Annotated in this window: 12 protein-coding genes; 4 read left to right on the top strand and 8 right to left on the bottom strand. The window is 68.8% G+C overall.

What is annotated here, in order from left to right; all coding sequences use genetic code 11:
• Window positions 1–47: 47 nt before the first annotated feature.
• Window positions 48–791, bottom strand: coding sequence for an enoyl-CoA hydratase-related protein (locus tag BSY19_RS25870; RefSeq protein ID WP_069056677.1), 744 nt, complete (start codon window positions 789–791; stop codon window positions 48–50).
• Between the two features lie 191 nt (window positions 792–982).
• Between BSY19_RS25870 and BSY19_RS25865 the strand changes: the two genes are divergently transcribed.
• The 3 genes from BSY19_RS25865 (at window position 983) to BSY19_RS25855 (ending at window position 5,358) form a co-directional block, all read left to right on the top strand.
• Window positions 983–3,070 carry a 3-hydroxyacyl-CoA dehydrogenase NAD-binding domain-containing protein gene (locus BSY19_RS25865; protein ID WP_069056676.1) on the top strand — a complete coding sequence of 696 codons (2,088 nt, stop codon included), beginning with the start codon at window positions 983–985 and terminating at the stop codon, window positions 3,068–3,070.
• A gap of 47 nt (window positions 3,071–3,117) precedes the next feature.
• Window positions 3,118–4,305 (top strand): acetyl-CoA C-acyltransferase, encoded by a 1,188-nt coding sequence (locus BSY19_RS25860; protein WP_069056675.1) that lies wholly within the window; start codon window positions 3,118–3,120, stop codon window positions 4,303–4,305.
• 84 nt (window positions 4,306–4,389) lie between these two features.
• Window positions 4,390–5,358, top strand: a complete 969-nt coding sequence (locus BSY19_RS25855) for a DUF808 domain-containing protein (RefSeq protein WP_069056674.1) — start codon at window positions 4,390–4,392, stop codon at window positions 5,356–5,358.
• A gap of 15 nt (window positions 5,359–5,373) precedes the next feature.
• On the opposite strand, the gene BSY19_RS25850 is transcribed toward BSY19_RS25855, so the two are convergent.
• Complete coding sequence (locus BSY19_RS25850) at window positions 5,374–6,063, bottom strand: nitroreductase (protein ID WP_069056673.1); 690 nt, start codon at window positions 6,061–6,063, stop codon at window positions 5,374–5,376.
• A 118-nt stretch (window positions 6,064–6,181) separates the two neighbouring features.
• Entirely contained in the window at window positions 6,182–7,888 is a 1,707-nt protein-coding gene (locus tag BSY19_RS25845; protein ID WP_069056672.1) for a lysine--tRNA ligase, read from the bottom strand.
• 165 nt (window positions 7,889–8,053) lie between these two features.
• Here BSY19_RS25845 and BSY19_RS25840 point away from each other — a divergent pair, with 165 nt between their 5' ends.
• On the top strand, window positions 8,054–9,211 hold the full coding sequence (locus tag BSY19_RS25840) for an amidohydrolase (RefSeq protein WP_069056671.1): 1,158 nt from the start codon (window positions 8,054–8,056) through the stop codon (window positions 9,209–9,211).
• 138 nt (window positions 9,212–9,349) lie between these two features.
• Here the strand turns inward: BSY19_RS25840 and BSY19_RS25835 are convergent, their stop codons facing one another.
• From BSY19_RS25835 to BSY19_RS25815, 5 genes are all read right to left on the bottom strand, one after another.
• A complete protein-coding gene (locus tag BSY19_RS25835; RefSeq protein ID WP_069056670.1) occupies window positions 9,350–10,180 on the bottom strand; it encodes a transporter substrate-binding domain-containing protein in 831 nt (276 codons plus the stop codon).
• Between the two features lie 55 nt (window positions 10,181–10,235).
• The gene (locus BSY19_RS25830; protein ID WP_069056669.1) at window positions 10,236–11,702 is read right to left on the bottom strand and encodes a mannitol dehydrogenase family protein; all 1,467 of its coding nucleotides are present in this window, start codon (window positions 11,700–11,702) and stop codon (window positions 10,236–10,238) included.
• Window positions 11,699–12,979, bottom strand: a complete 1,281-nt coding sequence (locus BSY19_RS25825; RefSeq protein ID WP_069056668.1) for a TRAP transporter large permease — start codon at window positions 12,977–12,979, stop codon at window positions 11,699–11,701. Before BSY19_RS25825 ends, BSY19_RS25830 begins: the two co-directional genes overlap by 4 nt.
• 3 nt (window positions 12,980–12,982) lie before the next feature.
• Window positions 12,983–13,516 (bottom strand): TRAP transporter small permease, encoded by a 534-nt coding sequence (locus BSY19_RS25820; RefSeq protein ID WP_069056667.1) that lies wholly within the window; start codon window positions 13,514–13,516, stop codon window positions 12,983–12,985.
• 76 nt (window positions 13,517–13,592) lie between these two features.
• Window positions 13,593–14,576, bottom strand: a complete 984-nt coding sequence (locus tag BSY19_RS25815; RefSeq protein ID WP_150129741.1) for a TRAP transporter substrate-binding protein — start codon at window positions 14,574–14,576, stop codon at window positions 13,593–13,595.
• Window positions 14,577–14,636 lie beyond the last annotated feature (60 nt).

Raw genomic sequence — 14,636 nt, 5'->3', positions numbered from 1 at the left:
GTCTTCGCGGTGACAGGGTCGGGATGGCGCAGGCCTCCCGACGGATCTCAGCGCTTGAGGAAGGCCGCGAAGGCGGCCTGGGCCTCGGCCGAGCGGAGGCGCTCGCCAAAGTGGCGCGCTTCCGTAATCAGCGTCTCTGCGACGCTTGCCGCCTGGCCGCGCTTGAGCAGCATCTTGGTCAGCGCGACCGATTGCGGCGGCAGCGCCGCCAGTGCCTTGGCCTTGTCGAGCGCAGCCTCCAGCGCCTTGCCCTCGGCGAGGACAGCGTTCAGCAGGCCCGCCTCCAGCGCCGCCTGCGGGCCGAAGCTCTCGCCCAGCATCAGCAGCTCGGCCGCGCGCTTGGAGCCCGCCGCGAGCGGCAGCAGATAGCTGGACGCGCCCTCGGGACACAGCCCGAGCGTGACGAACGGCATGCGGAACATGGCGCCGGCCCCGGCGAAGGCGAGGTCGCAATGCAGCAGCATGGTCGTGCCGATGCCGACGGCGAACCCTTCGACCGCTGCGACGACCGGCTTCGTCGCCGTCGAGATCGCACCGAGGAAATCCATCGCGACGCGGGCGCCGTCATCGGCGGAAGCGGCGAAATCGCGGATGTCGTTGCCGCTGGTGAAACAGCCGCCGGTGCCGGTGACAAGGATGGCGCGGATGTCGGCATCGGCTTCCGCCGCGGCGAAGGCCGCGATCAGGCCGAGATAGCTGGCGCGGTCGAGTGCGTTCTTGCGCTCGGGCCGGTTCATCGTGATCTGCAGGACGCCGGGCGCCACGGTTTCGGTCAGAACGGCGCTGGTCATCCCCGGATCTCCATCCCTCAAGCCCGGCCGGGTCCCATGGATCGACGCTCCCGGGCCCGGCTCTCGGAGGCAGGCTTGGCATGGCGCTTCGCCGGGGGTCAAGCGTGCGGCCTGCTTGACAAAGGGGACCTCCGCCATGTCCTCCTTCGCCCTCGACCGGCCGCGCCCCAGCGCCGGCACAGCAGGGACGCATGCCTATGGAGACCGTCCGGCTCGCCCGTCAGGGCGAGATCGCGATCGCGACGATCGACAGCCCACCCGTCAACGCGCTCGGCCAGGCCCTGCGGGCGGGCCTCGCCCGCGTCATCGCGGAGGCGGGCGCCGATCCGACGGTGAGCGCCATCGTGCTGGCGGCGGCGGGCCGCGCCTTCATCGCCGGGGCCGACATCAGCGAGTTCGGCAAGCCGCCGCTCGCGCCCTACCTCCCCGACGTGCTCGATGCGATCGAGGCCTGTCCGAAGCCGGTCGTCGCGGCGATCCAGGGGGCTGCGCTCGGCGGCGGCCTCGAGGTCGCGCTCGCCTGCCATGGTCGCGTCGCGGCGCCGGCCGCATCGCTCGGCCTCCCCGAGGTCAAGCTCGGACTCATCCCCGGTGCGGGCGGCACGCAGCGCCTGCCGCGGCTGATCGGGGCGGCGAAGGCCTTCCCGATGATGCTCTCGGGCGAGCCCGTCAATGCCGGCAAGGCGCTGGAGCTCGGGCTGGTCGATGCGGTGACGGGCGAGGATCTTATCGTGGCCGCCGTCGCGCAGGCGCGCACGCTGGCGGGCCGGGGCGCGCCGCTGCGCCTCAGCGAGGCCCGGACAAAGCTGACGGCGGCCGATCGCGCGGCCTTCGAGGCGCTGGCCGCGGATGCGATGAAGAAGTCGGCGGATCTGCCCAACGTTGCGGCCTTGATCGAGTCCGTGCGCGGGGCCTTCGATCTCGGCTTCGCGGAGGGGCTCGCGGTCGAGCGGGCGCTGTTTTTGAAGCTCGTCGCCGATCCGCGCTCGGCTGCGCTGCGCCATGTCTTCTTCGCGGAACGCGAGATCGCCCGCGTCCCCGGCATCGGCGCCGAAGTGAAGCCGCGCCCGATCGCGAAGGCGGCGGTGATCGGCGCCGGTACGATGGGCGGCGGCATCGCGATGTGCTTCGCCAATGCGGGCATCCCGGTGACGCTGATCGAGCAGGAACAGGCGCAGATCGACAACGGCATGAACCGGGTCGCGGCGATCTACGAGATGTCGGTCACGCGCGGCTCGCTGACGCCGGAGAAACGCGACGAGCGCCTGGCCCTGATCACGCCCGCGGTCGGTCTCGCGGCTGCCGCCGAAGCCGACATCGTGATCGAGGCTGCCTTCGAGGAGATGGGCGTCAAGCAGCAGATCTTCGGGGCGCTCGACGGCATCGCCAAGCCTGGCGCGATCCTGGCCAGCAACACCTCCTATCTCGACGTGCCCACCATCGCGGCGGCGACGAAGCGCCCGCAGGACGTGCTGGGGATGCATTTCTTCAGCCCGGCCAATGTGATGAAGCTGCTCGAGGTGGTCCGCCCCGCGGGCGTGGCCGAGGATGCGGTGGTGAGCGCGATGGCGCTGGGCCGCCGGCTCGGCAAGGTGCCGGTCGTCGTCGGCAACGGCTTCGGCTTCGTCGGCAACCGCATGCTGGAGGCCCGCACCCGCGCGACCGAGCGGCTGCTGATCGCGGGTGCGCTGCCGCACGAGGTCGATGCGGCACTGACCGGCTTCGGCTTCAAGATGGGCCCCTGCGCCATGGCCGATCTCGCGGGCAACGACATCGGCTGGCGCTCGCGCAAGGCGCGCGGCAAGACGGCCGCCGTGGCAGACGCGATCTGCGAGGCCGGCTGGTTCGGCCAGAAGACCGGGCGCGGCTATTTCCTCTATCCGGAAGGCGCCCGCAGCGGGCAGCGCGACCCCGAGGTCGAGGCGCTGATCGCGCGCATCTCTGAAGAGCAGGGCGTGACGCGGCGCCGCTTCACCACCGAGGAGATCCTGTCGCGCCTGCTCGACCCGATGGTGAACGAGGGCGCGCGAATCCTGGAGGAGGGCATCGCGGCGCGGCCGGGTGACATCGATGTGATCTGGCTCAACGGCTACAACTGGCCGGCCTGGCGCGGAGGGCCGATGTACTGGGCCGATACGGTCGGGCTCGGCGCCATCGTCGCGCGGCTGGAGCAGTTGGTGGCGGAAACCGGCGACGGGACGCTGCAGCCGGCGCCGCTGTTGCGCCGGCTGGCGGCCGAGGGCAAGGGTTTCGCCGATCTGAAGACGCAATCCGCCTGACCGGCGCGATCGCCCCACTCACAGCACAAGGCAGGGAAGAAGCCTCCATGACCGAAGCCGTCATCGTCTCCACGGCGCGCACGCCGATCGGCAAGGCCCATCGCGGGGCCTTCAACCAGGTCCGCGGGGCCGACATGGCGGCCCATGCGATCCGGCATGCGCTGGAGCGCGCCGGCGTCGAGCCGGAGGCGGTCGAGGAGGTGGTGATGGGCTGCGGCTATCCGGAGGCCGCGACGGGGCTCAATGTCGCGCGCCATGCCGCGCTGGTCGCGGGGCTTCCCGTCCAGTCGGCCGGCGTCACCGTCAGCCGCTTCTGCGCCTCGGGTCTGGAGGCGATCGCCCATGCGGCGCGGCGCGTGGTGATGGACGGGGTGCCGGTCGCCGTCGGCGGCGGCGTCGAGTCGATCTCGCTGGTGCAGCCGGTGACCCGGCGCGACCTCGCCCAGAACGACTGGCTGCTCGCCAACAAGCCGACGATCTACACGACGATGATCGAGACCGCCGACATCGTGGCGCAGCGCTACGGCATCTCGCGGCAGGCCCAGGACGAGTTCTCGCTGGCGAGTCAGCAGCGCACGGCCGCCGCCCAGGAGCGCGGCCTGTTCGACGACGAGATCGTGCCGATGAGTGCGGTGATGGCGGTCACCGACAAGGCCACCGGCGAGGTCAGCCAGAAGCCCGTGACGCTGACGAAGGACGAGGGCAACCGCGCCGACACTACGCTGGAGGGGCTGCTCAAGCTCAAGCCCGTGCGCGGCGAGGACCAGTTCGTCACCGCCGGCAATGCCAGCCAGCTCTCGGACGGCGCTTCGGCCAGCGTCGTGATGTCGGCGGCGGAGGCCGCGCGGCGCGGACTTGCCCCGCTGGGCATCTTCCGCGGTTTCGCCTCGGCCGGCTGCGAGCCCGACGAGATGGGCATCGGCCCGGTCTTTGCCGTGCCGCGCCTGCTGGAGCGCAACGGGCTGAGCGTGTCCGATATCGATCTCTGGGAGCTGAACGAGGCCTTCGCCTCGCAGTCGCTCTATTGCCGCGACCGGCTCGGAATCGACCCGGCCAAGGTCAACGTCAATGGCGGGGCGATCGCGATCGGCCATCCCTTCGGCATGAGCGGGGCGCGTCTGGTCGGCCATGCGCTGCTCGAAGGCCGCCGCCGCAAGGCGCGCTATGCGGTGGTGACGATGTGCGTCGCCGGCGGCATGGGCTGCGCCGGCCTGTTCGAGATCAACCAAGGCTGAACCAAACCGGCGCTGCCGCGTCTTGTTGACGGCGCGGTGGCGGCGGATGATCTGCCGCGCCGCCTTTCACGATGGAGACGAGACGTGGCTTCGGGATTGTTCGCGCTGCTCGACGACATCGCCGGTATCGCCAAGGTCGCGGCATCCTCCGTCGACGACGTCGTCGCGCAGGCGACCAAGGCCGGCACCAAGGCGGCCGGCATCGTCATCGACGACGCGGCGGTGACGCCGCGCTATGCGGTTGGCTTCGCCGCCTCGCGTGAACTGCCGATCATCTGGAAGATCGCGCTCGGCTCGCTGAAGAACAAGTTGCTCTTCCTGCTGCCGGGCGCGCTGATCCTGGCGCTGGTCGCGCCCTGGCTGATCACCCCGCTCCTGATGATGGGCGGCGTCTATCTCTGCTATGAGGGCGCCGAGAAAATCCTCGAACTGGTCGTGCCGCACGCAACCGCGATCCCCGCGGCGGCGGGCCAGGCCGTGCTCGATCCCAAGCTGCTCGAGGAGCAGAAGATCGCCGGTGCGATCAAGACCGACTTCATCCTCTCGGCGGAGATCATGGCGATTACGCTGTCGACCGTCACGACATCCTCCTTCCAGATGCAGGCGATCGTGCTGGCGTTGGTCGGGATCGGCATCACCGTGCTGGTCTATGGCGCCGTGGCCCTGATCGTGAAGGCCGACGACATCGGGCTGGCGCTGGCCAGGCAGCCCTTCGCGCCGGTCCGTTGGTTTGGGCGGGGTCTGGTGATCAGCATGCCGCATTTCCTGACCACGCTCAGCGCGGTCGGGACGGCGGCGATGCTCTGGGTCGGCGGCGGCATCATTCTCCACGGGCTGGAGACGTTCGGCCTGACCGCGCTCGGTCATGCCAGCCACGCCGTTGCCGCTGCCGTCGCCGCGATGCTGCCGCTGGGCGGTGTCCTGGAGTGGCTGACGGGGGCGGTGTTCTCGGCCCTGTTCGGCCTGATCGTCGGTGGCATCGCGATCGTGGCGATGTATTCCATCGTGCAGCCCATCATGAAGGGCCTGCGCAAGACCCGCCAACCGGTTTGAAGCCGCCCGCTGCCCTCAGTCGAGCCAGGTCGTGAAGCCCTCGACCGGCTCGCGCTCCGCGACGAGGCCGTTCTGGGGTGCCGCCGGGTCGGCATGGCCGATGGCGATGCCGCAGACGACGATTTCGCTGTCAGGGATGGCGAGTTCGCGCCGCACCACCGGGTGGAAGCGCGCGAAGATCGCCTGCGGGCAGGATTGCATACCGTGGCCCTGCGCCGCGATCAGCAGGCTCTGCAGGAACATGCCCAGATCGATCCAGGAGCCGATCTCGAGATCGCGGTCGACCGTCAGCATCAGTGCGACCGGCGCGTCGAAGAAACGCAGATTGGCGGCGCTCTGGCGCTTCATGCCCGCGATATCGCCCTTGGCGACGCCGAGCAGGCCGTAGAGATCCCAGCCGACCTTGCGGCGGCGCGACTGATAGGGCTCGCGGAAGGTCTCGGGGTAGTAGCGGTACTCCTCGGACTGGACGAAATCGGGATCGTCCAACGCCGCCAGCAGGGCGCTCTCCAGCCGCGCTCGCACCTGGGGGCCTATCACGCGCAGCTTCCAGGGCTGCATGTTCGTGCCGCTCGGCGCCCGCGCCGCGACCTCGATCAGCCGGTGCAGCAGGGCAGGATCGACCGGCGTCGGCAGGAAGGCGCGGGTGGCGCGGCGGGAGGTGATGGCGTGCTCGACGGCCTGGGCTTGGGCGGCGGTGGTCATTCAGGCTCCCGTATGCAGCGCCGACGTTTTCCGTCATTGCGAGCGCAGCGAAGCAATCCAGGAGGATAGGCGCAAGGGCCTGGATTGCTTCGCTGCGCTCGCAATGACGGGGAGGGGGTTATCCCTTCCGCGCCTCAATGAACGCCGCGTGTTCCTCGACCAGCCCACCAGCCAGCGCCTTGGCGATCAGGGCGCGGGTGTTGGCGAGGCCGTAGATCGCGGCGAAGGAGCCGAAGCGCGGGCCCTGATCCTCGCCGAAGAAGACCTGGTAGATCGCCTTCCACCAGTCGCCGGAGACGCCGGGCCGCTCGGGCGTGGCGTTCTTGGCGGCGAGGTTCTGGTACCGCGGGATCGCGCGGGCGACATCGAGCGCCGTGTCCTGCACCATCTCGGCGGTGGCATCCGCCGGCAGGGCGGCAAGCGCGGCGTCGAGCGCAGTGAAGGCCGCCACCTCGGTCTCGTCGGCGAGGCGGTAGTTCTTTGCCGGCTTCACGAAGTCGCGGAAATAGGCGATCGCATAGCCGACCAGCGCGTCGAGCCGCGGATGGGTCTGCGGCGAGATGCCTGGCGCATAGCGCTGGAGGAAGCCCCAGAGCACCGCCTTGTCCTCGGAATTGGCGACGGCGACGAGGTTCATCAGCAGGCCGAAGGTGATCTGCGCCCGCGAGACGTTGTCGCCTTCGCCGGTGGCGATGACTTCCGGCTGCGGCGGCTCGCCGTGGTGGAGGTGCCAGACGGGATTGCCGAGGCGGTTCTTCCAGTCCTGGCGCTCATAGCCGCCGAGGAACTGCAGGTATTCGTCGACCGCGCGCGGGATGACGTCGAAATGCAGCTTCTTGGCTTCGCGCGGGCGCTGGAACATGTAGAGCGCCAGGCTCTCCTGCGGGCCGTATTCGAGCCATTGCTCGATGGTCAGGCCGTTGCCCTTCGACTTCGAGATCTTCTGGCCCTGCTCGTCCAGGAAGAGCTCGTAGTTGAATCCCTCGGGCGGGGTGCCGTCGAGCGCGCGCGCGATCTGCGAGGAGACCTTGACCGAGTCGATCAGATCCTTGCCCGCCATCTCGTAGTCGATGCCGAGCGCGACCCAGCGCATCGCCCAGTCGGGCTTCCACTGCAGCTTGACCTGGCCGCCCGTGACGGGCGTGACGAAGCGCTCGCCGGTTGCCGGATCGGTCCAGGCAATGGTGCCGGCCTCGATGTCGCGCGCCTCGATCGGCACCTGCATGACGACGCGCGTCACCGGGTGGATCGGCAGGAAGGGCGAATAGGTCGCCGCCCGCTCCTCGCGCAATGTCGGCAGCATGATCTTCATCACCGCGTCGTAGCGCGCCAGCATCTTCAGCAGCGTCGCGTCGAACTCGCCGGCTCGGTAGCTGTCGGTCGAGGACTTGAACTCGTAGTCGAAGCCGAACTGGTCGAGGAAGGCGCGCAGCCGCGCATTGTTGTGCCGGCCGAAGGAGTCATGCGTGCCGAAGGGGTCGGGCACCTCGGTCAGCGGCTTGCCGATATTGGCAGCGAGCAACGCCTTGTTGGGGACGTTGTCGGGCACCTTGCGCAGCCCGTCCATGTCGTCGGAAAAGGCGATCAGGCGGGTGGGCACGGCACCATCGGTCAGAACCTCGAAGGCATGGCGCACCATCGAGGTGCGCGCGACCTCGCCGAAGGTGCCGATATGGGGCAGCCCCGAGGGGCCATAGCCCGTCTCGAAGATGACCTCCTTCTTGCCCGATTTCTCGATCCGCGCGACGAGCTTGCGAGCTTCCTCGAACGGCCAGGCGGCCGAACGCTGGGCGGCGTCCACAAGGGCGGGGTCGAAAACGGGCATCGGGAGTGGTGTCCTCTCCAGGTTCAACGCGAAAATGCGAGGCAGGGGCTTTCGCAGATTGCGAAGGGGGGCGTCAATGAGTCGGACGGGATGCGTCTGGAGCAGTTGTCGAATGGCGTGCCGGGTATAGGCTGCCGCCGACACGCCTTCGAGAGGACCGCCGCCTTGGATCGCCATCTGCACGACACCCTGACCGCCTGGCGACGCCATCTCCACGCCCATCCGGAACTCGGGCGGCAGGAGCAGGAGACGAGTGCCTTCGTCCAGGCGAAGCTGACCGAACTCGGCGTGCCCTTCACCGCCGGCATCGGCGGCCATGGCGTGGTGGCGACGCTGAGGCGAGGCGGCTCGGAGCGCTCGGTCGGCCTGCGCGCCGACATGGACGCGCTGCCGATCCTCGAGGCGAACGACCTGCCCTATAACTCCACGCGGCCGAACGTCATGCATGCCTGCGGCCATGACGGGCACACCACGGCGCTGCTCGGCGCGGCCGCCCTGCTCGCCCGCGACGAAGGCTGGAGCGGCACCGTGCAGTTCGTCTTCCAGCCGGCCGAGGAGGGCGCCGGCGGCGCTCAGGCGATGCTCGCCGACGGCGTGATCGAGCGCTTTCCGATGGAGCGCATCTTCGCCCTGCACAACTGGCCGGGGCTGGAGGCGGGCACCATCGCCGTGCATCGCGGTCCCGTGATGTCCGAGCCCGGCCGCTTCAAGATCACGCTGCACGGCACGGCGGGCCATGCGGCGCTGCCGGAGACGACACGCGACCCGATCGTCGCCATGGGGCATCTCATCGTCGCGCTGCAGACGATCGTCTCGCGCAACATCGATCCGATGCAGTCGGCGGTCGTGTCGATCGGCCAGGTGCATGGCGGCTCGGCCTCGAACCAGATCCCGACCAGCGTCTTCATCGAAGGCACCTTCCGCACCTTCGTGGCGGAGGTGCGCGAGCGTCTGCTCGGGCGCATCCGCGCGATCGCGCAGAACATCGCTGCCACTTTCGAGATGGAGGCGGAGGTCGAGACGATGCATGGCGCCGCCACCATCAACACGGCGGCGGAGGAGGAGATCGCCGCCGCGGCTGCGCAGGCGGCCGGGGTGGGGCTGCGGCGTGATCTCAAGCCCAGCACGACCGGCGAGGACTTCGCCCATTTCCTGCAGCGGCTGCCGGGCGCCTATGTCTGGATCGGCAACGGCCCGGTGCGCGACGGCGGCGAACTGCACAACGACCGCTACGACTTCAACGACGCGATCCTGCCGGCGGCGTCCGGCTGGCTGGCGGCGGTGGCGAAGCAGGCGCTCAGCGCGAACGCGCCGGCGAAGTGACAGCAACCGACCAACGCTCGCCGTCATGCTCGCCCTTGTGGCGAGCATCCACGTCTTGAACACCGCACGGGACGAGGGAAGGCGTGGATGGTCGGGACAAGCCCGACCATGACGCAAGAGGCCGTATGATTGCCGGCGTCAGAACGGGCTCACCGGGAAGAACCGCAGATAGAGCCGCGCATAGGTGCCGTCGTCCCAGAGCGACTGCAGCGCGTAGTCGAGGGAGCGCTTGAGCGGCGCCTCGTCCTTGCGCAGGAGGAAGGCGACGCCCTCGCCGAAATAGCGGCTTTCGAGGAAGGGCCCGCCGGTGAAGGCGAGTTCGCTGCCGCCGCTGCCGGCGAGCAGCAGCGAGAGTGCGACGCCGTCGCCGAAGACGAATTCGGCGTCGCCGCTGCGCAGGGCCGTGATGGCGGCGGCGAGGCTTGCCGCCTCGCGGCGCTGGACGAAGGGCAGAAGCCGTTCGAGATAGGCCTGATGCGCCGTGCCGGCGACGACGGCGACGCGCTTGCCCTGCAGGGAGCGCGTGTCGAGTTCGGCCTGGGCGTTGCCGCGGGTGGTGGCGAAGCGGGCCGAGCCGCGGAAATAGAGATGGCTGGCCGCAAAGCGGGCGCGGATCGGTGGTGTCAGGTTCAGCGCCGCAGCCAGAACGTCGCCGCGGCCCTCGGCGAGCGAATCCAGCAGCGTGTCGAAACGGCGGGCCTGTACGGTGCAGGTCCAGCCGAGCTTCTCGCAGGCGGCCCGCGCCAGTTCGACCGAGAAGCCGGTCAGGCCGCCATCGGGCCCGGCGAAATGCAGCGGCGGGTATTCGTCGTCGGTCAGGAAGCGGATGACGCGGGGCGGGCCGGGCTCGGGTCGGTCGAGCCGGATGCGCGGGTCCCAGAAGTTCGGCACGGTGACGCGCGACTGCGCCAGCGCGGCCGGCGCGGCGAGCGTCAGCAGGGCCAGCGTGAGGAGGACGGCGCGGATCATGCGCGCATCTGGCGCGAGGGGGCGGGCGGGATCAAGGGGGTCCCCGCGCGCTCGATCAGAGCGCGGCCACCGTCGCCTTCGCGCCCTTGTCGAACAGCGCTGCGAGATGCCTCTCGACGGCCTGCGTGAACCGCGGCTCGCGCGGCAGGTCGGCGCCGAAGATCGCCTCGATGCCGAACAGCGACCGGCTGAGCGCCATTGCGTCGCGGCCGGCGGTCCTGGCCTTCTCCGCGAAGGTCACGGCCAGCGGGTCGCGAACGTCGATCGTCGCGCCCCTTTCGTCGGTGCCGGAGACATAGCGCATCCAGGCCGCGACACCGAGCGCGAGATGGTCGATCGGGGCGTCCTGCCTGAGGCGGTCGCGGATCGTTCCCAGCAGCCGCTGCGGCAGCTTCTGAGAACCATCCATGGCGATCTGCCAGGTGCGATGGCGGATGGCGGGGTTGCGGAAGCGGGCGAGCAGCGCCTGCGCATAGTCGGAGAGGACGACACCCTGCGGCGCGGGAACGGTCGGGATGATCTCCGCCCAGAGACCTTCGAGGAAGCGCGCCAAGACCGGGTCGCCACTGGCTTCAGACACCGTCTCGTGGCCGGCGAGATAGCCGAGATAGGCGAGGCTGGAATGCGCGCCGTTGAGCATGCGCAGCTTCATGAACTCGAAGGGCGCGACCTGCGAGACCATCTGGGCTCCGACACGCTCCCAGGCTGGGCGGCTGGCGGCGAAGACGTCCTGGATCGCCCATTGCCGGAAGGGCTCGCCGATCACGGGCGCGGCGTCCTCCAGCCCGATCAGGCCCGCGACCTCGGCGATGTCGGCGTCGGTCGTGGCCGGTACGATGCGGTCGACCATTGTCGCCGGGAAGGCGCCGTTGGCTTCGATCCACTGGCTCAGGCCATCATCGCTCAGCGCCGCGAAGTCGCGCACGAGGCCGCGCAACACGCCGCCGTTGTGGGGGAGGTTGTCGCAGCTCAGCGCCGTGAAGGGGCCGAGCCCGGCGGCACGACGCGCCTTCAGGGCGGCGACGATGAGGCCCACCGCCGAACGCGGGGTGTCCGGATGGGCGAGGTCGTGGACGATGTCGGGATGGTCGGCCTTGAGCCGGCCGGTGGCGGGGTCGTGGCAATAGCCCTTCTCGGTGACCGTCAGCGAGACGATCCGCGTATCGGGGGAGGCCATGCGCGCGATCAGCGCGGCCGGGTTCTCCGGCGCGACCAGCACCTCACCGAGGCAGCCGATGAGGCGCAGGTCGGGCCCGGTCGGAGCGCGCTTGAGCAGGGTGTAGAGCCCGTCCTGCGGCGCCAGCCGGTCGCGCTGGTCGGGCCGCTGCAGGCTCGCGCCGGTGACGCCCCAGGCGCCGAACTCCAGCTCCAGCGCGTCCTCGGTGTACTCGCAGAGATGGGCGCGGGCGAAGGCGCCCAAACCGAGATGGACGATGCCCGGCGTCAGCCGCGCGCGGTCATAGGCGGGGCGGCGGACCGCCTCGCTGAGGGCGGAGAGGGTGCTCTTCGTCAGTCGTGTCAACGGAACATGCCCGGCAGCCAGAGGGAGAAGGCCGGGACATAGGTGATCAGCAAGAGCACGGCAACGCTGGCGCCGTAGAACGGCCAGATCGTCTTCATGGACTCGCTGATCGAGACCTTGCCGATGGCGCAGGCGACAAACTGGACCGAGCCGACCGGCGGCGTGTTGAGCCCGATGCCGGCGTTGAGGATCAGGATGACGCCGAAATGCACGGGATCGACGCCGATCGCCTTGACCACGGGCAGGAAGATCGGCGTGCAGATGATGATCATCGGCGCCATGTCCATGAAGGTGCCGAGCACCAGCAGGATGACGTTGATCATCAGCAGGATGACCAGCGGGTTGTCGGAGATCGCCTGCATCAGCGCGATCGTCGCCTTCGGCACCTCGAGGAAGGCCATCAGCCAGCCGAAGGAACTCGCTGCGCCGATGATCAGCAGCACCATGGCGGTGGTGCGCACCGCGCCGAGCGTGGCGTGGGTGAAGCCTTTGAAGTCGAGCCCGCGATAGACGAAGATCGTGATCAGCAGCGCGTAGATCACCGCGATGCAGGACGATTCCGTCGCGGTGAAGACGCCCGAGCGGACACCGCCGAAGATGATGGCGATCAGCAGCAGGCCGGGCGTCGCGGCGACAAAGAGGCGCGCGACCGTCAGGAAGCCCGGGAAGATGTCGGCCGGATAGCCGCGGTTCACCGCGACGGCCCAGGCGGCGACCATCAGGGCGATGCACAGCATCACGCCGGGCACGACGCCCGCCGTGAACAGATCGGCGATCGAGATCGTGCCGCCGGCGGCCAGCGAATAGATGATCATGTTGTGCGAGGGCGGGATCAAGAGCGCGATGATCGCGGCGTTCGCGGTGACGTTGACGGCATAGTCGGGCGCATAGCCGCGCTTGACCATCTGCGGGATCATGATGCCGCCGACGGCGGAAGCGTCCGCCACGGCCGAGCCGGAGATGCCGCCGAAGAGCGTGCAGGTGATGACGTTGACCTGGCCCAGCCCGCCGCGCAGATGCCCGACCAGCGAGGAGGCGAACTGGATCAGGCGGTCGGCGATGCCGCCGCGGATCATCAGGTCGCCCGAATAGATGAAGAACGGGATCGCCAGCATGGCGAAGGCGTTCATGCCGGTCGACATCTGCTGGAAGATGACGACGGGCGGGATACCGATGTAGAGCACCGTCGCCATCGAGGAGAGCCCGAGGCAGAAGGCGACGGGCACGCCCATCAGCAGGAGCGCGGCGAAGGAGGTGAAGAGGATCGTGATGGCCATCGCTCAGGCCTCCCCGCCAAGACCGTTGGCGTTCAGCGGCATCGGCGCGAGCTTCTCGCCGGTGAAGAAGAGCAGGAGCTTCTCGATCGAGAACAGCGCGATCAGCGCGCCGCCGGCGATGATCGGGACATAGTCCCAGCCCTTCGAGATGCCGATCATCGGCAGGCGATCGCTCCAGACCTTGGCGGCGAGCTCGGTGCCATACCAGACCATGGCGAAGGCGAAGAGCGTCACCAGCACCTCGTTGGCGACGATGAGGACGCTCTTGGGCGTGCCGCGCAGGTAATGCAGGCCGACATCGAAGCCCATATGGTCGAGCTCGCGGACGCCGACGGAGCCGCCCAGCAGGATGAACCAGAGCATCAGGAACAGCGAGGCGGGCTCGCCCCAGGTCGGCGTCGCGTTGAGGACGTAGCGGCCGAACACGGTCCAGGCGACGATCGCGGTCATGGCGATCAGCCCGAGGCCGGCTGCGAGCAGGGCGACCAGGCTGAGTCGTGAATTGATGCGCGTGAGCATCCGGGCAAAGCCGCTCATGGACAGGTCCTGACAGTGGGCGGGAAACGAAAACGGGCGGCGGGAGGCCGCCGCCCGTAGAGCGAATGGGGCGGGACTACTTGACCGCCTGGATCTTCGCGACGAGGTCCTTGAGGGCCGCGTCGGTGACGAACTTGTCGTAGACGGGCTTCATGGCGTCGATGAAGGGCTGCTTCTCGACCGCGTTGATCACCGCGCCGCCAGCCTTGACCTTGGCTTCCGAGGCCTTCTCGCGGGCGTCCCAGAGCTCGCGCATCTTGGCGACGGACTCCTTGGCGGCGGCCTTCATGATCTCCTGGTCTTCCTTGGAGAGCTTGTCGAAGCTGCGCTTGGACATGACCAGCACTTCCGGCGAGAGCGAGTGCTCGGTCAGCGAGTAGAACTTCGAGACCTCGAAGTGCTTGGTCGACTCGTAGGACGGCCAGTTGTTCTCGGCGCCATCGATGACGCCGGTCTGCAGGGCGGAGTAGACCTCGCCGAAGGCCATCGGCGTCGCATTGGCGCCGAGCGCCGAGACCAGCGCGACGAACATGTCCGACTGCTGGACGCGGATCTTCATGCCCTTCATGTCGGCGGGCGTGTTGATCGGGCGCTTGGAGTTGTAGAAGGAGCGCGAACCGGAATCATAGAAGGCGAGCCCGACGAGATCGTGCTTTTCGAACTCCTTGAGGATCGAGTCGCCGATCGGGCCGTCCATCACGGTGCGCATATGCGCGACCGAGCGGAAGATGAAGGGCAGGGACGGCACGTTGGTCGCCGGGATCAGGTTGTTGAACGGCGCCATGTTGATGCGGTTCAGGTCGATCACGCCGAAGCGGGTCTGCTCGATCGTGTCCTTCTCGTTGCCGAGCTGGGCCGAGTGGAAGACGTTGATCTTGATGCGGCCCTTGGTGCGCTCCTCCAGCAGCTTGCTGATGTGGCGGACAGCCTCGACCGTCGGATAGTCGGTCGGGTGGATGTCGGTGGACCGCAGGACGGTCTGGGCGGCTGCGGGAAGCGCGACCGACGCCAGCATGGCGGCGCCCGCGAGCAGGCCGAAGGTCCTCTTGGTAATGCTCATGATGGTTCTCTCCCGATATGGTTCGCCGGCTTTTCCCGGTCGTTCTTGCCCTTCGATGGG

The organism is Bosea sp. RAC05 (genome assembly GCF_001713455.1).
Taxonomy (GTDB): domain Bacteria; phylum Pseudomonadota; class Alphaproteobacteria; order Rhizobiales; family Beijerinckiaceae; genus Allobosea.
Note: the sequence above shows the minus strand (reverse complement) of the source record. Positions and strands in the feature narration are given on the sequence as shown.

Coding starts and splice junctions, on each gene's coding strand:
- BSY19_RS25870 (WP_069056677.1), bottom strand. CDS start 791: ATGACCAGCGCCGTTCTGACCGAAACCGTGGCGCCCGGCGTCCTGCAG.
- BSY19_RS25865 (WP_069056676.1), top strand. CDS start 983: ATGCCTATGGAGACCGTCCGGCTCGCCCGTCAGGGCGAGATCGCGATC.
- BSY19_RS25860 (WP_069056675.1), top strand. CDS start 3,118: ATGACCGAAGCCGTCATCGTCTCCACGGCGCGCACGCCGATCGGCAAG.
- BSY19_RS25850 (WP_069056673.1), bottom strand. CDS start 6,063: ATGACCACCGCCGCCCAAGCCCAGGCCGTCGAGCACGCCATCACCTCC.
- BSY19_RS25845 (WP_069056672.1), bottom strand. CDS start 7,888: ATGCCCGTTTTCGACCCCGCCCTTGTGGACGCCGCCCAGCGTTCGGCC.
- BSY19_RS25835 (WP_069056670.1), bottom strand. CDS start 10,180: ATGATCCGCGCCGTCCTCCTCACGCTGGCCCTGCTGACGCTCGCCGCG.
- BSY19_RS25825 (WP_069056668.1), bottom strand. CDS start 12,979: ATGGCCATCACGATCCTCTTCACCTCCTTCGCCGCGCTCCTGCTGATG.
- BSY19_RS25820 (WP_069056667.1), bottom strand. CDS start 13,516: ATGAGCGGCTTTGCCCGGATGCTCACGCGCATCAATTCACGACTCAGC.
- BSY19_RS25815 (WP_150129741.1), bottom strand. CDS start 14,576: ATGAGCATTACCAAGAGGACCTTCGGCCTGCTCGCGGGCGCCGCCATG.